Raw genomic sequence first — 20,602 nt, 5'->3', positions numbered from 1 at the left:
TCTGCCAAGACCGGTGGAGAAGGCCCAAGAAGGGAAGTCTAGACAGCGCGCTCCCAGGCGTCGCCGCCCTTGGCGCAAGCGAGGGTGCTCGGGGCCTTCCGGGTCCAACTGATACGCGGGCTCTGGCGCACCATGACCATGCCGACCTCGCCACCAGCCAAATCACAGTGCCACAGTTTCATCCACGGCGGGTCGGGATCGCCGGTGGGTAACTGATACGGCCGGCATCACATGCCGACCGTATCGCGCGCAGGGTTGGTGGGCACCCATCGAAGCTTTGCTTCGATGGGACCCGGTGTGGCGGCTGCGCGCCAAAACAAAGACATACCAGCGGCCGCACCGGCCTCTCAGGAGTCGAAATCAGCGGCCGCTGGTATGATACGGGCGCGTGAGCGCCGGTCGGATCACGCCGGGACGCTCGAGGCTTCGCCGCGCGGCAGCGCGTGCTGGCCGAGCACCCAGCCCTCCCAGCGGCGCACCGCCTCGTCCTCCGGCACGAGATCGGCGCGCCGGCCGTCCAGCACCTGGATGAGGGCGAGCAGGCCCAGCACGCAGTCCAGCCGGTCCTCGCCGGCGGCGTCCGCGCCGAAGCCCTCCGCGATGGCCTCGCGCAGCGCGGGCGCGGGCTCCGCGCCCAGCGCGGCCATGCAGGCGCGCAGCGGCTCGGCCAGGGCGCGGCGCGCCGCCTCGGCGCGCTTGCTGCCCGGCATCCGCAGCCCGAGCTGGCGCAGCGCCTCGGCCGGATAGACCTCGGCGAGCGCGAGGCGGCCGCGCCGCAGCAACCCCGCGAGCGGCCCCGCGAAGGGCCAGAGATCGAGCGGCGCGCCCGCGGCCAGGGCGGGGGCCAGCCAGCCCTCCCAGGCGGCGATGGCGGCCTTGCCCGACTGGTTCGCCCCCAGCGTCCAGAACAGCGGCGCGCCGGCCGGGCGCTCGGCCGTGGCGCGGTCGCACCAGCGGCTGAGCGCGGCGGGCCCGGGCAGGCCGAGCGCCGCGGCATGGGCCGCGCGGGTCATGCCGCGGGCGGGGCGGCGCGGGTAGAAGGGCGAATCGGGGCCCACCGTCGCCAGCGTCTCGTTCACCGCGAAGAAGCGGCGATTCCCCGCGCGGGCGGCGAGGAAGCGGGGGAAATCCGCCTCCGGCCGCCCGGCCGCATAGGCGCGCGGCAGGCCGAGCGGCAGGTCGAGGCCGAGGGCGGCCGGCGCGCCCTCGGCCAGCAGCGCCTGCGCGAAGCCCCGCGGATCGCCGACCGGCCGCGGCGCCTCGACGCGCCAGCGCCCGCCCTCGCGCCGGGCCAGCGCCGCCCAGCGCTTGCGCGGATCCACCGACCAATCGGCGTGCGCGGCGATCAGCGCCATGGCAGCATGGCAGGGCCGCTGCAGGAGGCCGCCATGGGCTACACCTCGCTCGCCAAATGGTTCCACTGGGTCACGGCCGGGCTGATGCTCGTGGCGCTGCCCACGGGCGTGGTCATCGAGCACATCAAGGACAGCGACAAGATGGCCTTCTACGCCATCCACGAGAGCGCGGGGCTGACCATCCTCCTCGTCGCGCTCGCGCGGCTCGCCTGGCGGCTCGCCCATCCCGTGCCGCCGCAGCAGGGCATCCCGCCCTGGATGCGCAAGGCGGCCGATGGCGTGCATCACGCGCTCTACGCCGCGCTGATCATCCAGCCCATCCTGGGCTTCCTCGCCACCAACGCCTTCGGCTTCCCGATGCAGGGCGCCACCGCCTATCTCGGCCTGTTCGACCTGCCGAAGTTCATGGAGGCCAACACGCCGCTGGCGGAATGGCTGCTGATGTTCCACGCCTGGCTGGGGTGGCTCATCGCCGGGCTTCTCGCGCTGCACATCGGCGCGGTGGTGTTCCACCAGGCCATCCGGCGCGACGGCACGCTGCTCAGGATGGTGTAGCGGGGCCGCGCAGCCGCGCGATCTCGGCCTCCAGCGCCTCGGGCGGGGGCTCGGCGGGGAAGGCGGCCGGCCGGTCCACGGCCGCGGCCAGAAGGCGCTTGTACTCGGCGCGCGGGATTTCCACCGTGCCGAACTGGGCCAGATGCTCGGTCTGGAACTGCGCGTCCAGCAGCGTGAAGCCGCCGAGCCTGAGCCGCGCGACGAGATGCACCAGTGCGATCTTCGAGGCGTCGTCGGCACGGGAGAACATGCTCTCGCCGAAGAAGGCGGCGCCCAGGGCCACCCCATAGAGCCCGCCCACCAGCTCGCCCTCCCGCCAGGCTTCGAGGGAATGGGCGTGGCCCTGCCGGTGCAGCGCGATGAAGAGGCGGCGGATTTCGGCGTTGATCCAACTGTCCGGGCTGCCGGGGCGGGGCGCGGCGCAGGCGTCGATCACCGCCTCGAAGGCGCGGTTCGCCGTCACCTCATAGGGGCGTTTGCGCAGGGTGCGGGCGAGGCGGCGGGGAAGGTGGAAGCCATCGAGCGGAATCACCCCGCGCTGCTCGGGGTCGAGCCAGTAGAGGGTGCGCGCCTCGCGGCTTTCGGCCATGGGAAACAGGCCGATGCGATAGGCCCGGAGCAGAAGCTCCGGCGTGATCTCCATCTGGCGGCGGGAGGACATGTCGCCCTCAGCCCCGCGCCGGACTCGTGGCGGGCCCGCGCATAGGGGGAGTGTAGGCGCTCCGCCCCCGCCCTGTCTGCAAGAACGGGGCGTGCAAGAACGGGGCCTGCCAGAGCGGGGCGGGGCGCGGCCGGCTACTGCGCCGGGGGTTCCTCGGGCTGGGCGGCCGGGCGGCGGGCCTGGGGCAGGGGCAGCGTCTCGGCCTCGCCGGCCAGCTCCGCCTCCAGCGGGTGCACCTCGCCATTGGCCTCGCCCTCGGCGGGCTCGGGCAGGGCGATCTCCACGGGAGTCTCGCGGAAGCGGCGGTCCTGCTGCTGCTGGGCCTGCTGCTGCTGGGCGGCGTTCATCGCGCCGAGGATGCGGAAGTAGTGCTCGGCGTGCTGGAAATAGCCCTCGGCCGCCACACGGTCCCCGGCGCTGGTCGCGTCGCGGCCGAGCTGGAGATATTTCTCGAAAAGCTGCTGGGCCGTGCCGCGCAGCCGCACATCCGGCCCGTTCGAGTCGAAGACGTGGTTGCGGTTGAGCGGCTGCTGCCCGCTGCCGCCGCCGCTGTGCCGGAACTGCCCGCCACCACCGCCGCCGTGGCGATGGCCACGGCGCATGCGCTTCATGTTCATCCGCTGTTGCGCTTCCGCTGTCTCACGAGGGCGCGCCGCTCTCGGCGTCGCGCGCGGTCCGCTGCCACGCGCCCGGGCCTTCCGCCCCGGGCGTGCCTGCCGGGCAGCACCCTGACAAGCAGCACGACATTAGCCCCTCGGCGCGGTTCCAACAATGGGGCTCTGCCCGGATTCCAGCAGGATCGCGCGCGGCACGCCGCCGAGATCCTCCCGCAGCCCCGCCACCCGCAGCCCGGCGGCGGCGGCGAGCGCCCCCACCGCCTCCGCCTGGCCCGCCCCCAGCTCCAGCACCGCGAGCCCGCCGGGCGCGATCAGCCCGGGCAGGGCGGCGCAGAGCGCGCGGTAGGCGGCGAGCCCGTCCGGCCCGCCATCGAGCGCCGAGGCCGGTTCATGCGCCGCCACCTCGGGCATCAGCCCCGCGATCTCGCCGCTCGGGACATAGGGCGGGTTGGAGAGCACGAGGTCGAAGCGCGCGGCCAGCGCCGCCGCCCAATCCCCCGCCAGGAAGGCCGCGCGCGCCGAAAGCCCGTTGCGCGCCGCGTTGCGCGCGGCCAGCGCCGCCGCGCCGGGGCGCAGATCCACCCCCACGCCGCGGGCCTCGGGGAAGGCGCTCAGCACGGCGAGCAGCAGCGCCCCCGTGCCGGTGCCGAGATCGAGCACGCGGCGCGGCGCGCGGCCCGTGGCGAGCACCGCCTCCACCAGCGCCTCGCTGTCGGCGCGGGGGATCAGCGTCTCGGCGTTCACCTCAAGATCGAGCGTCCAGAACCCCGTGCGCCCGGTGAGCAGCGCAAGCGGCGTGCGCGCCGCGCGCCGGGCCAGCAGCGCCTCGAAGCGCGCGGCCAGGGCGGGCGGGACGGGGGCGCCGGGCTCGCGCAGCAGCGCCTCGGGCGTGGCCTCCAGCGCATGGGCGAGCAGCAGGCGCGCCTCCCGCCGCGCGTTGCCGATCCCGGCCGCGCGCAGCGCCGCCCCGGCGGCGCAGAGCAGCCCCCCCACCGTGGCGCCCTTGCTCATCCCGCAGCGGCCAGGCGCTGCGCCTCGTCCTCGGCGATCAGCGCGTCGATGATCTCGTCGAACTCGCCGAGCATCACCCGCTCGATCTTGTGCAGGGTCAGGCCGATGCGGTGGTCGGTCACGCGCCCCTGCGGGAAGTTGTAGGTGCGGATGCGCTCGCTGCGGTCCCCGGTGCCGACCTGGGCGCGCCGGTCCGCCGCGCGGGCGGAATCCGCGGCCTGGCGCTGCGCGTCGAAGAGGCGCGCGCGCAGCACCTTCATCGCCTTGGCGCGGTTCTTGTGCTGCGACTTCTCCTCCTGCATCGCCACCACGATCCCGGTCGGGATGTGGGTGATGCGCACCGCGCTGTCGGTCTTGTTCACGTGCTGCCCGCCCGCGCCGGAGGCGCGGTAGGTGTCCACGCGCAGATCCTTCTCCTCGATCCTCACGTCCACCTCCTCCGCCTCGGGCAGCACGGCGACGGTGACGGTGGAGGTGTGGATGCGCCCCTGCGTCTCGGTGGCCGGCACGCGCTGGACGCGGTGCACGCCGCTCTCGAACTTGAGGCGGGCGAAGACGCCCTCGCCCTCGATCTCGGCGGTGGCGCCCTTCACCCCGCCCAGCTCGTTCTCGTCGTAGTCGAGCACGGTGAAGCGCCAGCCGCGGGACTCGGCGTAGCGCTGGTAGGCGCGGAAGAGTTCGGCGGCGAAGAGCCCCGCCTCGTCGCCGCCCGCGGCGGGGCGGATTTCGAGGATGGCGCTGCGCTCGTCCGCCGCGTCCTTCGGCAGCAGCATGAGGCGGATTTCGCGCTCCAGCTTCGGCAGCCTCGCCTTGGCCTCCGCGATCTCGGCCTCGGCCAGCTCGCGCATCTCGGGGTCGGCCAGCAGGGCCTCCGCCTCGGCCTCGGCGCGTTCCAGCGCGCGATAGGCCGCGACCTTCTCGACCAGCGGCTCGAGCTGCGCGAGCTCCTTGGACAGCGCGCCGATCTCGGCGCCCTCGGCGTGGTCCAGCGCGGCGCGCAGCGTCTCGGCGCGCGCCAGCAGGCGATCGAGGCTTTCGGGAAGCGGCATGGGGCGAGGCGATGCCGCAGCGGCGGGCGGCGCGCAAGGGCACGCGGCGCGGGGCTACTCGGCCGTCGCCTCCTGGCTCCAGGCGGCGGCCGTCACGGCCGGATCGAGGGCGAGGCGGCCCACCATCGCCTCCACCGCCGCGTCCGATGCGCCTTCGGACCAGAGGCTCGCCACCACCTCCACCTGGTCGGCCTCCTCGACATCGCGGCTGGCGAGGCGGCGCAGATGGAGCCTGGCCTCCGCCGCCACCTCCTGCAGCAGCCGGGCGCGCAGCCGCGCCACCTCGCCCGAGGGGCAGGCGAGGGAGAGGCGGTAGCCGTGCGGCGTCTCCGCCCCCGCGCCGCGCGCCACCTGGCGGTCTATGCGCGCCACCAGCGGGCGCAGGCCGAGATTGACGCCCACGATCAGCGCCGTCAGCAGCAGCGCCGCCGGCGCCTGGCCGATGCCCGCCAGAAGCCCCACCGCGGCCGAGCACCAGAGCGTGGCGGCCGTGTTGAGGCCGCGCACGTTCAGCCCCTCCTTGAAGATCACGCCCGCGCCGAGGAAGCCGATGCCCGAGACCACCTGGGCGGCCACGCGCGTCGGGCTCATCTCGTGCGAGACGAGCTGGGAGAACACCACGAAGCCGGCCGCGCCGAGCGCGACCAGCGTGTTGGTGCGCAACCCTGCGAGCCGCTGCCGCCACTGCCGCTCGAAGCCGATGGCCGCCCCGAGCAGCAGGGCGAGGGCGAGGTTGAAGGCCACCTCGGGCAGGGTCAGGACGGGCATGAGAACGGGCTGCATGGCTGGGGCCTCAGAAGGCGGTGCGAAGGCGCAGCGCGAAGATGTGCACCGGCCCGCGATCGGCGTTGAAGGCCGGGTTGACGGCGAGCTGGTAGTTCAGCGCCACATTGAGCCCCGCCGCCACCCGCGCGTCGTAATAGGCCTCGCTCACCCATTCGGGGGCGTAGTTCAGCCGCCCGTCGCCGGTGATGAAGCCGATGCCCCCCGCCGCGAGGTAGCGCCGCCGCCCGGAGGAGGCCCAGCCGATGTTGGTGCCGAGCCCCACCGTGTCCGCCGGCCGGCCCCAGCGCGCGCCGCGCAGCGACAGCCCGCCCGAGACGGCGAAGTCGATCTCGGTGAACATCCAGTTCTGGGTGCGCCCGTCATTCCAGGAAACGCGGGCGAAGACGCCGAGGTCGTCGGCCAGCTCCTGCTCCCAGTTCAGGCTGAGATTGTGCTTGAGGCGGTAGCCGCGCGGATTCTGGTCGAAGGTCTCGAAGCCGCGGGCGAAGAGCTCGCTCCAGCTCGACATGCGCGCGCGCGAGGCGCCGTAGGTGATGCGCAGGGCCCCCGGCCGCCCGCCGATCTCGTAGAAGCGGTCGAGCTGCGCCAGCGCCTGCCAGGCGCGGGTGATGGCGGGGTCGAGGAACAGGCCGTTCACGCGCCGCGCCACGCGGAAGGCGCCGAGCCGCACGCCCCAGGCGCCGTTGTCCCATTCGAGGGCGAGGCCCTCGGTCCAGCCCCGCGCATCGGCCACGTAGTCGAAGGCCGCCCCGCCCACCAGCGCCCAGTTCAGGAACTGGGTGCGCGGGTCATGGGCGTAGCGGTTGTCGTCGAAGATGTCCCAGGCGGAGAACTTGCCCGCGGTGATGGTGATGCGCTCGCGCGGCAGGGGCGCGTTGAAGCGCAGCGGGTCGTCCTCGTTGGGCACGGTCTCGCCCGAGAGGGCGATGGTCTGGCGCAGGAACAGGCGCGGCACGAAGAAGGTCGGCTCGCGCGAGCCGAGGCGAAAGGCCTCGTTGTTCGGGAAGGCGGCGATGCCGGTGGCGTTGGACAGGCCGAAGCCGCGCGTGACCGAGGGGTTGAAGATCAGCTCCGCCCCCTCCCACAGCCGCCGGCCGAGCACGAGGTCGGTGGCGAAGGTGTTGCGCGCCTGGGCGGCCGGGTGCAGCGAGCCCTCGCCCCGATAGGGCGAGCGGAAGCGCGGGTGGCCCTGCAGCACGAAGGTGGCCTGGCCGCGGAACAGCCAGCCCTCCTCCTCCAGCCTGTCCTGCCGGGCGGCGAGCTCGGGGAAGAGGGCGAGTTCGGGCGGGCCCACATTGGGCACCGCCGGGCTGCCGAAGCCCTGGGCGGCGGCGGGGCGATGCGCGTCGCCGAGCACGAAGGCGGCGAAAAGGGCGGCGAGGGAGAGCCGGGACGGGGTCTGGCGCATGGGTCGTCTCGTCCAGCGAGGGGGAGCGGGGTTGGGGTGGGCGGGAGGGCGGCGCGCCGCCCGGCGGAGCGTCAGCCCCCGGCCAGCAGGTGGCCGAGGAAGATCCAGGCGATGCCGAAGTAGATCAGCACGCCCACCATATCCATGATCGAAGTGATGACAGGTGCGGAGAGCGTCGCCGGATCCTGGCGCAGGGCGCGCGCGGCGAAGGGCAGCGCGATCCCCACCAGGCTGCCGATCACGGTGCAGGCCAGCATGGAGAGGCCGACCACCGCCACCACCTCCCAGCCGATGGGCTTGGTGGTGAAGGCGAGCACCGCCTCGAGCAGCGCCACCCCCACCCCGAGGGCCAGCGCCACGGGCAGGTCGCGCTTCAGCACGCACCACACATCCGCAAGGCGCAGCCGGACCTGGCCGAGCGCCATGGCGCGGATCACCATGGTCGCCGTCTGGCTGCCCGTGTTGCCGCCCATGTCCACGATGGGGGCGATGAAGGCGGCGAGCACGATGACCTTCTCCAGCATCTCCTGCTGCCCCGCCACGATGTGGCTGGTGCCGAGGCCGAAGACGGTGAGGAGGGCGAGCCAGAGGAAGCGCGCGGAGAACAGGCGCCCGAGCGGCGAGTTCAGCAGGTCGAGATCCGGCCCGCCCAGCGCCGCCGCCCCGCCGAAGGCCTGGATGCGGCGCAGCTCCTCGCGCTCGGCCACGTCCATCGCGTCATCGGCGGTGACGATGCCCACGAGCTTGCCCCCGCCATTGGTCACGGGCAGGGCGATCAGGTCGTATTCGCGGATCAGCCGCACCGCCTCCGCGCGCGGCGCCTCGGCGGCGACCTTCACGACATCGCGCTTCATGAAGCGGCTGAGCGGCGCCTCGGGCGGGGCGAGCAGCAGGTCGCGCAGGGAGACCACGCCGAGCAGCGCGCGCGCCTCGTCGATCACATAGGCGTCGTAGATGGTCTCGCGGTCCGGCGCCTCGCGGCGCAGGGTCTCGATGGCCTCGGCCGCCGTCTGCTCGGCGCGCAGCGCGGCGTAGGCGGAGGTCATCACCGCCCCCACCTGGGTTTCGGGATAGGCGGCGAGCTTGCGGATGTCCTCGCGCTCGGCCGCGGCGAGGCCGGGCATGATGGCCTCGCGCACCGGCTCGGGCAGGCGCTTGTAGAGGTCGGCCCGCTCGTCCGGGTCCATGGCGGCGAAGAGCGCGCCGAGCTCCCCGCGCGGCAGCAGCGCGGCGAGGCGGAGCTGCTCGGCCGGTTCGAGGTAGCCGAACACCTGCGCGCGCTGCCGCACGGGCAGCAGGCCGAGGGCGCGCACCGCCTGTTCCGCGGCGAGCGCGCCGAGGATCTGGGCGTTGTCCCCGGGGTGGAGGGCGAGAAGGGCGGCGCGGGCCGAATCGGCGTCGTCGCGGGCGAGGAAGGCGGCGAGGGCCTTCGCTTCGAGGCGCTGGGTCATGGGGCGTCTCCGGTCGCGCCGGCCGGAGACGGCCGCTCACCTCATGCGAAGGGCGCGGCCGCGGCCCCGGGCGGGCGCGGGATGGCGATGGGGTGGGTTGGCGGGGTGTGGCGGGCCGCGCCGCATGCCGGCGGCACGGCCGCGGGACTACTGCCTTCGTCCATGGCGACCTCCGTCACTGCGGGTCGGGGTGGGTGGCGCGGGCGCGCGAGAGGCGCAGCCGCACCACGCCGGCCCAGACAGGCTCCGGGCCGGGGAGGAGTTGCGGCGCCGCGGCCGGACGCAGCCAGCGGCGAAGGGCGGCAAAGAGACGCATCGAGCACCTCCTGGGGCCGGCGCGGCCCGGCGGAGGTGGGCGTGGTCAGGCGGCCAGCGGCCCCGACCGGAACGCCCGGCACCGCAGCGCCGGAAGCCCCCGTGTTGTCGGCCAGGGCGCCCCCGGCCGGCTTGGGCGGAGGGCGCCACGGCGTTGGTGGCAGTCCATTCGGTTCCGTTCCTGACGCCGGCCGAAGCCGGCAACCTGGCGCCCCATGCCGCAGGACGCGGCGCGGATCAACCCTTTTCGGCGCGGCCCTTGTGGCGGCAACTCCGCGCGCGATGCGGGCGGCGTGACCGCCCCCCGGTCACCCCGGCAGCCCGGCGGCGCGGATGAGCTGCTCCGCCGCGATGAAGCCCAGATGCTCCCAGCGCCCGCCAAGGGGGCGGAACACCGCCAGCGCGCCCTCGGGGAACTCCTCCTGCGCGAGGCCCCGGCCCAGGATCATCGCCAGCGGGATGATGTGGCCCACCATCACCCGGTTGCCGCCCGCCACCGGCTCGCCGAGGCGGCGGGAGACGGCGCGCGCATCCTCCCGCGCGTCGCCGGGCGTGTAGTCGTCGGCGATCAGGTCGCGCTCCACCCGCACGCGGGCGGCGCCGAAGGCGAGCTCGGCCGTGTCGAGGGAGCGGAAGACCTCGCTCGTCAGCACCTCGGCCACGGGGATGTCCAGGGCGCGGAAGGCCTCGCCCAGCCGGGTGGCCTGGCGGCGGCCGGCCTCGCTGAGGTTGCGCTGCCCCGCGCGGTCCCCGCGCCGGCCCGTGTCCATCTGCGCGCGGTCGGTGATGGCGTGGCGGATGTAGAGGTTCAGCCCCCCCGCGCGCAGCAGCGCCAGCGCCTGCTGGTCCGGGATGAAGCCGACGCGCGCGGCGGCCAGGCCGGGTGCGAGGAGGGGCAGGGCGAGAAGCTGGCGGCGCCGCATCATGCGCGCGCCCATGCCGCGAATCTAACGGCCGCGCAATCTTTATCCGCGCCCGAAGAGCCGCGCCATCTCGCCGGGCCCGAGGCGCAGGAAGGTGGGCCGGCCATGCGAGCAGGTGGCCGCGCGGGGGGTGCGCTCCATGGCGCGCAGCAGCGCGTCCATCTCGGCGGGCGCGAGCCGCCGCCCCGCCCGCACCGAGCCGTGGCAGGCGAGCCGCGCGATGGCGGCGTCGAGCCGCAGCGCGAGCGCGGCGCCCTCGCCCTCCTCGGCCAGCTCCTCGGCGAGGTCGCGCAGCAGCGGCGCGGGGTCGGGGGCGCCGAGCAGGGCGGGCAGGGCGCGCACCAGCACCGCCCCGGGGCCGAAGCCCTCGATCTCCAGCCCGAGCCGCGCGAGATCGGGCGCCGCCTCGAGCAGCCGCGCCGCGCCGGGCAGCTCCACCACGGCGGGCAGCAGCAGGGGCTGGGCGCGCACCCCGCCCGCCACCAGCTCGGCGTGCAGGCGCTCGTGGGTGAGGCGCTCATGCGCGGCGTGCTGGTCCACCAGGATCAGCGCGCCATCGGGCGCCTCGGCCAGGATGTAGGTGTCCATCACCTGCGCCAGCGCCCGGCCCAGCGGGTGGTCGGCCGGGGGAGCGGCGGGCGGCTCGGCCGGGGGAGGGGGTTCGGCGGCGGCGGCGAGCGGGGGCGGCGGCGCGAAGGCGAGCGGCAGCCGCGCCTCGGCGAACCCCGCGGGCGGGGGCGCGGACAGGGGCGCGGACAGGGGCGGGGCGCGGCGCAGCGCCGCCGGGCCGGCATAGCCGAGCCGCGCCCCGGCCTCGCCCAGCGGCAGGCCAAGGGCGCGGCGCAGCGCCGCGACGACCGCGCCGCGCACCGCCTCCGGCTCGCGGAAGCGCAGCTCGGTCTTCATCGGGTGGACGTTCACATCCACCAGCGCGGGCGGCAGTTCGAGGAAGAGGGCGGCGGCGGGGTGGCGTCCGGGGGCCATCACGTCCCGATAGGCGGCGCGCAGCGCCATGCGCAGCAGGGGGTCCTTCACCGGCCGGCCGTTCACGACGAGATGCTGCCCCGCCGTGGTGGGCCGGCCCTGCGCCGGCCCGCCCGCGAGGCCCCAGAGCGAGAGCGTCTCGCCGCGCCGCTCCACCGGCCGGGCGGCGGCGGCGAAGTCGGGGCCCAGTATGGCGGCGATCCGCGCCTCCCGCCCCTCGGGGGCGAGGCGCAGCACGGGCCGCCCCTCGAGCAGCGCCTCGAAGCCCACCTGCGGCCAGGCGAGCGCCAGGCGGCGCAGCGAATCGAGCGCCGCATCGCCCTCGGCGCGGGGGCTGCGCAGGAATTTCCGCCGGGCGGGGGTGGCGAAGAAGAGGTCGCGCACCTCCACCCGGGTGCCCGGCGGGCCGGCGGCGGGGGTCACCGCCCCCTTGCGTCCGCCCTCCACGGTGAGGCGATGCGCCGCGCCCTCCTTCGTGCGGCTGGTGAGGGCGAGCCGCGCCACCGCGCCGATGGAGGGCAGCGCCTCGCCCCGGAAGCCCAGCGTGCCGATGGCGAAGAGCATCGCCTCCTCGGGCAGCTTGGAGGTGGCGTGGCGCTCCACGCTCAGCGCCAGATCCTCGGGCGACATGCCGCAGCCATCGTCCTCGACGAGGATGCGGCCCGCCCCGCCCTCCTCGATCTCCACGCGGATGTGGCGCGCGCCGGCGTCGAGCGCGTTCTCCACCAGCTCCTTCACCACCGCCGCCGGCCGTTCCACCACCTCGCCGGCGGCGATGCGGTCGGCGGTGGCGGGGGGGAGCAGGCGGATGAGGTTCATTCGGCCTGCAGCCGCAAGAGCGCCTGCATCAGCCCCGCCGTGCTGGAATCATGCGCGCCGACATGGCCGGCCTCCAGCTCGCGCAGGATGGGCGCGGCCATCACCTTGCCGAGCTCCACCCCCCACTGGTCGAAGGGGTTGATGCCCCAGAGCGCGCCCAGCACCGCCACCTTGTGCTCGTAGAGCGCGATCAGCGCGCCCAGGTGATGCGCATCGAGCCGCGGCAGGAGGATGGTCACCGAGGGCCGGTCGCCGGGGAAGACGCGGTGCGGCAGCAGCCGCGCGATCTCGGCCTCGGGCAGGCCGGCGGCGCGCATCTCGGCCTCCACCGCCGCCGCCTCGCGCCCCATCAGCAGCGCCTCGGCCTGGGCGAGCCCGTTGGCGAGCAGGATGCGGTGGTTCTCGGCATGGCCGTGGTCGGGGCGCGCGACCAGGATGAAGTCCACCGGCACGGGGCGCGGCCCCTGGTGCACGAGCTGCATGAAGCTGTGCTGCGCGTTGGTGCCCGGCTCGCCGAACACCACGGGGCCGGTGGCGTGCGAAACGGGCGCGCCGGCGAGCGTGACGCCCTTGCCCAGGCTCTCCATCTCGAGCTGCTGCAGATGCGCGGGCAGGCGGCGCAGCCGCTCATCATAGGGCAGCACGGCGCGGCGATGCAGCCCGAGCCCGTTCACATGCCAGCACTCGGTGAGCGCGAGCAGCACGGGCAGGTTGTCGGCGAGCGGTGCGGCGAGGAAATGCGCGTCCATCGCCCGCGCCCCCTCGAGCAGCGCCGCGAAACGGTCCCAGCCGAGCGAGAGGGCGAGCGAGAGCCCGATGGCCGACCACAGCGAAAATCGCCCCCCCACCCAGTCGCGGAAGGGGAAGACCCGGTCCTCGCCGATGCCGAAGGCGGTGGTGGCGGCGAGGTTGGTGGAGAGGGCGGCGAAATGCGCCGAGGCGCCGTTCTTCCCCACGCTCGCCTCCATCCAGCGGCGCACGAGATGGGCGTTGGCCATCGTCTCCTGCGTCGTGAAGGTCTTGGAGGCGACGAGCACCAGCGTGCGCCGCGCGTCGAGCTGGGGCAGCACCGCCTCCCAGCCATGGCCGTCCACATTGGCGAGGTGGATGGGCCGCATCGGATCGCCCGCGCGCCACAGCGCCCGGCAGACCATGACGGGCCCGAGATCGCTGCCGCCGATGCCGATGTTCAGCACCGTGTCGAAGCGCTGGTTGGTCGCGCCGCGGATGTCGCCGCGGTGCACCGCCTCGGTGAAGGCCCGCATGCGGGCCAGCACCTCCATCGCCTCGGCATGGGCGGCCGCGCCCGCGCCGGGCAGGGGCCCGCGCAGCGCCATGTGCAGGGCGGCGCGGCGTTCGGTGACGTTCACCGGCTCGCCGCGGGCCATGGCGTCGCGCGCCGCCTCCACGCCGGTCGCGCGCGCGAGGGCCAGCAGCGCCGCCAGCACCGCCTCGCTGATCGAGGTCTTGGAGAAGTCGAGCAGCAGCCCCGCCCCCTCGCGGTGGAAGCGGGCGAAGCGCGCCGGATCGGCGGCGAAGAGGGGGCGGATGGCCGAGGCCCCCGGCGCCGCGGCCAGGGCCGCCAGCTCCGCCCAGGCCCGTTCCGCTGCCGTCATGGTCCGCCCCCCGACTCCGTTTGCACGCAGGGGGAAAGGTTACAGCCCCTGCGGCTCCCCGGCCACCGCCAGGGCCAGCGCCGCGGGCCGCAGGGCGCGGGCGGCGGCGCGGGCCACATCGGCGCGGGTCAGCGCGGCGAGGCGGGCCGGCCGGCCCGCGAGCCACTCGGGCGCGCGCCCCGCCTGGCGCAGCCCGAGCAGCAGCGAGGCGGTGCGCCGGCTGTCGGTGAACTGCAGCGGCAGCGAGCCGGCGAGGAAGGCGATGGCGTCCGCCACCTCCTCCTCCGTCGGGCCGGCCTCGGCCATCTCGGCCCAGGCGGCGCGGATCAGCCGCCACACCTCGCCCACCTGGGCGTTCTCGGTGGCGACGGACCCGACGATCAGCGCCCGGCCGAGCAGCACCTCGAGCCCCGCGCCGATGCCGTAGGTCAGCCCGCGCTCCTCGCGCACCTTGCGCATGAGGCGGGAGGTGAAGCCGCCGCCGGCGAGGATGCGCAGCATCACCTGCTGCGCCTCCCAGTCCGCGTCGGCGGGGGGCAGCGCCTCCTGCCCGAAGACGAGGCTCGACTGCGGCGCGGCGATGGCCCGGCGCGCCACGCCGAAGGGCGAAAGCGGCGGCAGGGGCGCGGGGGCGGGCGGGGCCCCGGCCGGCAGGGGCGAGAAAAGCGCCTCCAGCACCGCGCGCAGCCCCGCCGCGTCCAGCGCCCCGGCGGCCACCACCAGCACCCCCTCGCGGCGGAGCTGCGCGGCGAGCGCGGCGCGGATTTCCTCGGCGGTGACGGCGGCGAGGCTCTCGGGGCTGCTCAGCCGCCCGGCCGGAGAGGAGGGGAAGCCCGCCTCCCAGAAGGCGCGGCGCGCCAGCCCGCCCGGGGTTTCGAGCTGCTGGCGCGCGCCCAGCACCGCCCGCGCCTTGAGCCGAGCCAGCGCATCGGCGTCGAGCCGCGGGGCGGCCATGGCGAGGCGGGCGAGGCGCAGCGCCTCGGGCAGCGCCTCGCTCAGCGAGCGGAAGCCGCCCTCGAAGGCGTCCCGCCCCGCCGAGAAGGAGAGGCCGATGCCCGAATCGCGCAGCGCATCCTGAAAGGCGAGGGAGGGGAGATCGCCCGCCCCCTCGGTCAGCATCCCGGCGGCGAGGCCCGAGAGCCCCTCCCGCCCCGCCGGGTCCATCGCCTGGCCGCCGGGCCAGGACCAGGCGAGCGAGACGACGGGGAGGGAATGCTCCTCCACCAGCCAGGCGGTGATCCCGCCGGCCTCGACGATCTGGATGGGCACGGAAAAGCCGCGGCGGGGCGGCAGCGCCACCCCGAACACCGTCTCGGACATGTCAGCGGGCCTTGCTGGGGCGCGGGGGCGTGGCGGGGCTCATGCGGGCAGCAGCCAGCCGGAGGCGGCGAGGCCGGGCGCGCCCAGCACCAGCCGCGCGGCGCGGTTCACCTGCTCGAGCGTGACGGCCGCCAGGCGCTGCGGCCAATGCTCCACCGCCTCGAGCGGCAATCCGATCGCGAGCGCGCCGCCCAGCATGCGCGGCGCGGCGCCCAGCCCGTCGAGGGCGAGCAGCGCGCCGGCCGTCTGCTGGCGCACGCTGCGGGCGCGCTCGGCCTCCGTCGCGCCCTCATGCACGAGGCGCGCCACCTCGTCGCGGAGCGCCTGCTCCACCCGCTCGGGGGAGACGCCGGGGCGCGGCGTGGCGAAGAGCAGGAAACTGCCCACCCCCGCCACATCGCCGTCATAGGCGGCGCCGGCGGTGACCGCGAGCCCGCCCTCCACCAGCGCGCGGTGCAGGCGCGAGCCGGGGCCGCCGCCCAGCAGATGCGCCAGCACCTCCAGCGGATCGGCCAGCGCCGTCTCGCCCCAGGTGGCGGAGGGGGCGGCGAAGGCGGCAAGAAAGCTCGCCTCGCGCACCGCGGGGTCGCGCCGGTCGAGCCGGGCCTCGGGCGCGGCGGCGGGCGGGTCGGCGCGGCGGCGGCCGGCGGCGGGCCGGGCGGGGATGGGGCCGTAGAACTCCTCGGCCCAGCGGCGCAGATCGGCCTCGCGCACATCCCCGGCCACCACCAGCACGCAGTTGCCCGGCGCGTAGTGCGCCGCGTGGAAGGCCGCCATGTCCTGCCGGGTGATGGCGCGGATTTCGTCCTCCCAGCCGATCAGCGGGCGGCCGCGCCAGTGCTGCGCGCCCCACATGGCGGCGTCGAAGGCCTCGCGGAAGCGGGCGCGGGGGTTGGCGTCGGTGCGCTGGCGGCGCTCCTCCAGCACCACGCCGCGCTCGGGCTCCAGCTCCGCCTCCGGCAGCAGGGGGGCGGCGAGGCGGTCGGCCTCCATGCGCATCATCAGCGGCAGGCGCGAGGCCTCGACGGTCTGGAAATAGCCCGTCACGTCGCGGCTGGTGAAGGCGTTGTCCTGCCCGCCCTCGCGCGCCACGGTGCGGCTGAAGGCGCCCGAGGGGACGTGCGGGCTGCCCTTGAACATCATGTGCTCGAGGAAATGCGCGAGGCCGGAGCGGCCGGGCGGATCCTCGCCCGCGCCGGCGGCGACGTAGAGGTAATGCGCGGCCACGGGGGCGCGGCGGTTCTCGGCGAGCACCACGCGCAGCCCGTTGTCCAGCGTCCAGGTGACGGCGCCGAAGAGCGGGACGTCGGCCGGGCGCGGGGCCGTCGGCGCGCCCCGGGCGAGGGCGGGCTGGGCCAGGGCGGGCTCCGCGAGGGCGGGCAGGGCCAGCGTGGCGGCGGCGCCCTTGAGCGCGGTGCGGCGGGGAATGGCGGTCATGCCCCCGATATAGCGCGCGGGGGCGCGGGCGGGAGGGCCGGCGCCCGGCCCCTCATGCCGGCCCTCTCACCAGAGCCGCCAGCCGGTGAACAGCCCGCGGCGCTGCGGCTGGATGATGGGCGTCTGCCCGTCGCCGGGGTCGCGGCCCAGGGCCGCGTTCTCGCGCAGGCGCTGCGCCTCGCGCGCCGGATCCACGGGGATGCCGGGCTCCGGCGGGGGCTGCCAGAAGAGCACCCGGTCCACCAGGCCGCGGCTCGCGCGGTCGAGGCGGGTGGTTTCGGAATCCACGGTGGCGCGGATGTCGGCGGGGGCGGCGCGGCCGGTCTGCGCCAGCAGCGCCTGCTCGCCCGGCGTGGGGGCGGTGGGGCGGCCCGGGTTGCCGAGCATGGCCCCGGGCGCGAGGGCGGCCTCGGCCTGCTCGCGGGCCGGGATTTCCTGCGGGCGGGGCGCGCCGGGGCGGGGCGGCGGGAGCTGGCCCAGCATGGGCGGCATGGAGAGGGGGGCGCGCGTCGTCACCTGGAACTCGTCCGGCGCGTCGCGCGTCAGGCCGATGGTGCGGGCGGTCTCGGGCCCGCAGGCGGCGAGCAGGGCGAGGCTGGCGAGGGCGGCGAAGGCGGGCTTCATGGCCCTTCCTTGCGCCGGCTTTCCGGCCGGATCAAGGCGTGCGCGCATGCGGCGTGCTCCTCAGCGGCGCGGCAGGCCGGGGCGGGCGAGATCGGGCAGCGCGCCGTCCAGCCCCGCATTGCCGAGCGCCCCCGAATCCGGCAGCAGGCTCTCGCGATGGGTGACGCCCGGGCCCTTGGCCGGCTGCACCTGACGCGCGGCCACGCCGGGCACCGGCGCCGGGGCGGCGCTGCGCGTGACGCTGCCCGGCGCGGGGGCGGGCGCGGCGGGGGGCGGCGGGGCCGGGGCGGCGCAGGCCAGCGGCAGACCGGCCAGCGCGGCGAGGACGATGCGGGCCATCAGGCGGCCTCCTTCTTCGAACCGGGCTTGCCGCCCTGGGGCCGCAGCAGCGCATCCGCGACGAGGACGATCACGCCGCAGACGATGGCCGCATCGGCCAGGTTGAACACATACCAGTGCCAGCCCCAGGCGTGCACATCCACGAAATCCACCACCGCGCCGAAGCGGAGGCGGTCGATGACATTGCCCAGCGCGCCGCCGATGACGCCGCCCAGCGCGAGCGCGACGAGGCGCGTCTCCGCCCGGCGCAGCCAGTGGACCAGGAAGCCCGCCACCGCCAGCGCGACGGCGCCCAGCGCCACCTGGTTCCAGGCGCCCTCGCCCGAGAGCAGGCCGAAGGTCACGCCCCGGTTCCAGACCATGGTGAGGTCGAGGCCCAGCGGCCCCAGCGCGAGGAGCGGGATGTTGCGCCGGAAGGGCAGGTCCAGGACCTCGAGAATCCACCACTTGCTGGCCTGATCGAGAACCAGCAGCAGCAGCGCGAGGCCGAGGCCGAGGCGCAGCGGCGGCGTCATCCCCCCTCCACCACCGCCTCGCAGCGGCGGCAGAGGCCCGGATGCGCGGCCGAGGCGCCGACCTCCGGCAGCACCTTCCAGCAGCGCGCGCATTTCGCGCCGGGGGCGGGGGCGAAGCGGGCGGCCGGCTGCGGCCCCTCCTCCAGTGCGAAGCCCGAGGTGATGCACACCTCCGCCCAGCCCGCGGCGTCGAGCAGGCCGAGATCCTCCGCCGGCAGCGCCAGGACGGGGGCGGCCTGCAGGCTCGATCCCATCTCGCCCGCCGCGCGCGCGCGCTCGAGCTCCGCCGTCACGATGCGCCGCGCCTCGCGGATGCGCGCCCATTTCGCGGCCAGCGCCGGGTCGCGCCACTGTTCGGGAAGCTCGGGGAAGAGCTGCAGGTGCACGCTCTCCGCCCCCTCGCCGAAGCGGGCGAGCCAGGCCTCCTCCGCCGTGAAGGGCAGCATGGGCGCGAGCCAGATGGCGAGGCAGCGGTGCAGCCGGTCCAGCACGGTGCGGCAGGCGCGGCGGCGCGGGCTGTCCTTCGCGTCGCAGTAGAGGCTGTCCTTGCGGATGTCGAAGTAGAAGGCGCTGAGGTCGGTGGCGCAGAAGCCGTGGATCTCGGGCATCACGCCCGTCCAGTCATGGCTCGCCACCGCGCCGCGGATGCGCTGGTCGAGCTCGGTGAGGCGGTGCAGCACCCAGCGCTCGAGTTCGGGCAGCTCGGCGTAGGGCGGCGTCTCGGCCGCCGCGTCGAAGTCCGCGAGCGAGCCGAGCAGCCAGCGCAGCGTGTTGCGGATGCGCCGGTAGAGCTCCGCCTGCTGCTCCAGGATGTTCTTGCCGATGCGCTGGTCCTCGGTGATGTCGGTGTTCATCACCCACAGGCGCAGGATGTCGGCGCCGTATGCGGCGATCACCTCCTGCGGGGCCGTCACGTTGCCGAGCGACTTCGACATCTTCCGGCCCTGCTCGTCGAGCGTGAAGCCGTGCGTCAGCACCGCCTTGAAGGGGGCGACGCCGCGCGTGCCCACGCTCTCCAGCAGCGAGGACTGGAACCAGCCGCGGTGCTGGTCGCTGCCCTCGAGGTAGAGATCGGCCGGGAAGGGGAGGTTGCGCGGCCCCAGCACGAAGGCGTGGGTCGAGCCGGACTCGAACCACACGTCCACGATGTCCATCACCTGTTCGTAGTCGGCCGGGTTGCGCCCGTTGCCGAGGAAGCGCGCCGCCGCGCCGGGCTGGTACCAGGCGTCCGCGCCCTCGCGGCGGAAGGCCTCCACGATGCGGGCCATCACCTCGGGGTCGCGCAGCACCTGGCCGCTGCGCTTCTCGACGAAGACGGCGATGGGCACGCCCCAGGCGCGCTGGCGGCTGATGCACCAGTCGGGCCGCGAGGCGACCATGCCGCCGATGCGGTTGCGCCCGGAATCGGGGATGAAGCGCGTGGCGGCGATGGCCGCGAGCGCCTTCTCCCGGATGGCGTTCGCATCGTCCATGCCGATGAACCATTGCGGCGTGGCGCGGAAGATCACCGGCTTCTTGGAGCGCCAGGAATGGGGGTAGCTGTGCGTGAGCTTCCCCTTCGCGACGAGCGTGCCGGCCTTCTCGCAGGCGGCATAGACCGCGTCATGCGCCTTGAAGACGTGCAGCCCCTCGAAGCCCGGCGCCTGCGCCGTGAAGGTGCCGTCGTCGTTCACCGTCTCGGGCACCGGCAGGCCGTGCGCGCGGCCGAGGGCGAAGTCGTCCTCGCCATGGCCGGGCGCGATGTGCACGAAGCCCGTGCCGGCCTCGGTGGTGACGAACTCGCCGGGCAGCAGCGGCACCTCGAACTCGTAGCCCGCCCCGCGCAGCGGATGCGCGCAGACGGCCCCTGCGAGTTCCGCGCCCTTGATCACGCGCTTGAGCGTGTGCGCGGCGAGGCCCGGATCCTCCTCGAACTTCGGCAGCAGCGGCAGCGCCACCAGCAGCGTCTCGCCCGGGCGCAGATGGCTGCCCTCGCGCACGCCCTCGACATGGACGATCGCGTAGTCGATCTCCGGCCCGTAGGCCACGGCGCGGTTGCCCGGGATGGTCCAGGGCGTGGTGGTCCAGATCACCACGCTGGCGCCGGCCTGCGGGCCGCCGACGATCGGAAACCGCGCCCAGAGCGTGGGCGAGACGTGGTCGTGGTATTCGATCTCCGCCTCGGCCAGCGCGGTCTTCTCCACCGGGCTCCACATCACGGGGCGCAGGCCGCGGTAGAGGGAGCCGTTCATGAGGAAGCGGCCGATCTCCTCGACGATCACCGCCTCGCTCTCGAAATCCATGGTGGCGTAGCGGTTCGTCCAGTCGCCCGCCACGCCGAGGCGGATGAACTCCTCGCGCTGCACCTCGAGCCAGTGCTGGGCGTAGGCGCGGCACTCGGCGCGGAACTCCAGCACCGGCACCTCGTCCTTGTTCTTCTTCCTCGCGCGGTATTCCTCCTCGACCTTCCACTCGATGGGCAGGCCGTGGCAGTCCCAGCCGGGCACGTAGTCGGCGTCGTAGCCCGCCATCTGGGCGGCGCGGTTGATCACGTCCTTGAGGATCTTGTTCAGCGCGTGGCCGATGTGCAGCGGGCCGTTCGCATAGGGCGGGCCGTCATGCAGCACGAACTTCGGCCGGCCGGCCGCGCGCGCGCGGAGTTGCCGCCAGAGATCCTGCTCGCGCCAGCGCGCCAGCAGCGCGGGCTCGCGGCGGGGCAGATCGCCGCGCATGGGGAAGGGGGTCTGCGGCAGGAACACCGTGGCGCGGTAGTCGCGCGCGGGGGTGGCGTCGGGGGCGTCGTTCATCGGGCTCTCGTCCCCCGCGCGCGCGGGGCGA

19 protein-coding genes are annotated in these 20,602 nt (G+C 75.2%); 1 reads left to right on the top strand and 18 read right to left on the bottom strand.

Going from position 1 to position 20,602, the window contains the following annotated elements; genetic code table 11:
- Positions 1-404 precede the first annotated feature (404 nt).
- Positions 405-1,355 (bottom strand): DUF429 domain-containing protein, encoded by a 951-nt coding sequence (locus H596_RS21710; RefSeq protein WP_156910131.1) that lies wholly within the window; start codon positions 1,353-1,355, stop codon positions 405-407.
- Between the two features lie 6 nt (positions 1,356-1,361).
- Here H596_RS21710 and H596_RS0114170 point away from each other — a divergent pair, with 6 nt between their 5' ends.
- The gene (locus H596_RS0114170; protein WP_156910130.1) at positions 1,362-1,910 is read left to right on the top strand and encodes a cytochrome b; all 549 of its coding nucleotides are present in this window, start codon (positions 1,362-1,364) and stop codon (positions 1,908-1,910) included.
- Here H596_RS0114170 and aat read toward each other — a convergent pair.
- From aat to ileS, 17 genes are all read right to left on the bottom strand, one after another.
- Positions 1,897-2,571 carry a leucyl/phenylalanyl-tRNA--protein transferase gene (aat, locus tag H596_RS0114165; protein WP_027285442.1) on the bottom strand — a complete coding sequence of 225 codons (675 nt, stop codon included), beginning with the start codon at positions 2,569-2,571 and terminating at the stop codon, positions 1,897-1,899. The two genes, H596_RS0114170 and aat, sit on opposite strands and share 14 nt — an antisense overlap.
- A 134-nt stretch (positions 2,572-2,705) precedes the next feature.
- On the bottom strand, positions 2,706-3,173 hold the full coding sequence (locus H596_RS21705) for a DUF4167 domain-containing protein (RefSeq protein WP_408735281.1): 468 nt from the start codon (positions 3,171-3,173) through the stop codon (positions 2,706-2,708).
- Between the two features lie 144 nt (positions 3,174-3,317).
- Entirely contained in the window at positions 3,318-4,199 is an 882-nt protein-coding gene (gene prmC / locus H596_RS0114155; protein WP_051213070.1) for a peptide chain release factor N(5)-glutamine methyltransferase, read from the bottom strand.
- Positions 4,196-5,248 (bottom strand): peptide chain release factor 1, encoded by a 1,053-nt coding sequence (gene prfA / locus H596_RS0114150; protein ID WP_027285440.1) that lies wholly within the window; start codon positions 5,246-5,248, stop codon positions 4,196-4,198. The genes prmC and prfA overlap by 4 nt, the downstream gene beginning before the upstream one ends.
- 54 nt (positions 5,249-5,302) lie before the next feature.
- Positions 5,303-6,016 carry an MgtC/SapB family protein gene (locus H596_RS0114145; RefSeq protein WP_051213067.1) on the bottom strand — a complete coding sequence of 238 codons (714 nt, stop codon included), beginning with the start codon at positions 6,014-6,016 and terminating at the stop codon, positions 5,303-5,305.
- Positions 6,017-6,041: 25 nt separating this feature from the next.
- Positions 6,042-7,442 (bottom strand): carbohydrate porin, encoded by a 1,401-nt coding sequence (locus H596_RS0114140; RefSeq protein WP_051213064.1) that lies wholly within the window; start codon positions 7,440-7,442, stop codon positions 6,042-6,044.
- Between the two features lie 71 nt (positions 7,443-7,513).
- A complete protein-coding gene (gene mgtE, locus H596_RS0114135; protein WP_027285437.1) occupies positions 7,514-8,893 on the bottom strand; it encodes a magnesium transporter in 1,380 nt (459 codons plus the stop codon).
- 175 nt (positions 8,894-9,068) lie between these two features.
- Positions 9,069-9,209 carry a hypothetical protein gene (locus tag H596_RS23870; protein ID WP_156910129.1) on the bottom strand — a complete coding sequence of 47 codons (141 nt, stop codon included), beginning with the start codon at positions 9,207-9,209 and terminating at the stop codon, positions 9,069-9,071.
- A gap of 307 nt (positions 9,210-9,516) precedes the next feature.
- A complete protein-coding gene (locus H596_RS23015; protein WP_051213061.1) occupies positions 9,517-10,146 on the bottom strand; it encodes a histidine phosphatase family protein in 630 nt (209 codons plus the stop codon).
- 27 nt (positions 10,147-10,173) lie between these two features.
- Positions 10,174-11,934, bottom strand: a complete 1,761-nt coding sequence (gene mutL, locus H596_RS0114120; RefSeq protein WP_027285436.1) for a DNA mismatch repair endonuclease MutL — start codon at positions 11,932-11,934, stop codon at positions 10,174-10,176.
- Positions 11,931-13,550 carry a glucose-6-phosphate isomerase gene (pgi, locus tag H596_RS0114115; RefSeq protein WP_027285435.1) on the bottom strand — a complete coding sequence of 540 codons (1,620 nt, stop codon included), beginning with the start codon at positions 13,548-13,550 and terminating at the stop codon, positions 11,931-11,933. Before pgi ends, mutL begins: the two co-directional genes overlap by 4 nt.
- Before the next feature lie 39 nt (positions 13,551-13,589).
- On the bottom strand, positions 13,590-14,870 hold the full coding sequence (locus H596_RS0114110; protein WP_027285434.1) for a M16 family metallopeptidase: 1,281 nt from the start codon (positions 14,868-14,870) through the stop codon (positions 13,590-13,592).
- 39 nt (positions 14,871-14,909) lie between these two features.
- A complete protein-coding gene (locus H596_RS0114105; RefSeq protein ID WP_027285433.1) occupies positions 14,910-16,307 on the bottom strand; it encodes a M16 family metallopeptidase in 1,398 nt (465 codons plus the stop codon).
- 66 nt (positions 16,308-16,373) lie between these two features.
- Positions 16,374-16,931, bottom strand: coding sequence for a DUF3035 domain-containing protein (locus H596_RS0114100; protein WP_027285432.1), 558 nt, complete (start codon positions 16,929-16,931; stop codon positions 16,374-16,376).
- A gap of 60 nt (positions 16,932-16,991) precedes the next feature.
- Positions 16,992-17,270 (bottom strand): hypothetical protein, encoded by a 279-nt coding sequence (locus H596_RS23010; RefSeq protein WP_027285431.1) that lies wholly within the window; start codon positions 17,268-17,270, stop codon positions 16,992-16,994.
- Positions 17,270-17,785, bottom strand: a complete 516-nt coding sequence (lspA, locus tag H596_RS0114090; protein ID WP_037301535.1) for a signal peptidase II — start codon at positions 17,783-17,785, stop codon at positions 17,270-17,272. The genes H596_RS23010 and lspA overlap by 1 nt, the downstream gene beginning before the upstream one ends.
- A complete protein-coding gene (ileS, locus tag H596_RS0114085) occupies positions 17,782-20,571 on the bottom strand; it encodes an isoleucine--tRNA ligase (RefSeq protein ID WP_027285429.1) in 2,790 nt (929 codons plus the stop codon). The genes lspA and ileS overlap by 4 nt, the downstream gene beginning before the upstream one ends.
- Positions 20,572-20,602 lie beyond the last annotated feature (31 nt).

The organism is Rubritepida flocculans DSM 14296 (genome assembly GCF_000425365.1).
Lineage (GTDB): Bacteria > Pseudomonadota > Alphaproteobacteria > Acetobacterales > Acetobacteraceae > Roseococcus > Roseococcus flocculans.
The sequence above is the reverse complement of the archived record's forward strand: the minus strand, read 5'-3'. Positions and strand labels throughout refer to the sequence as shown.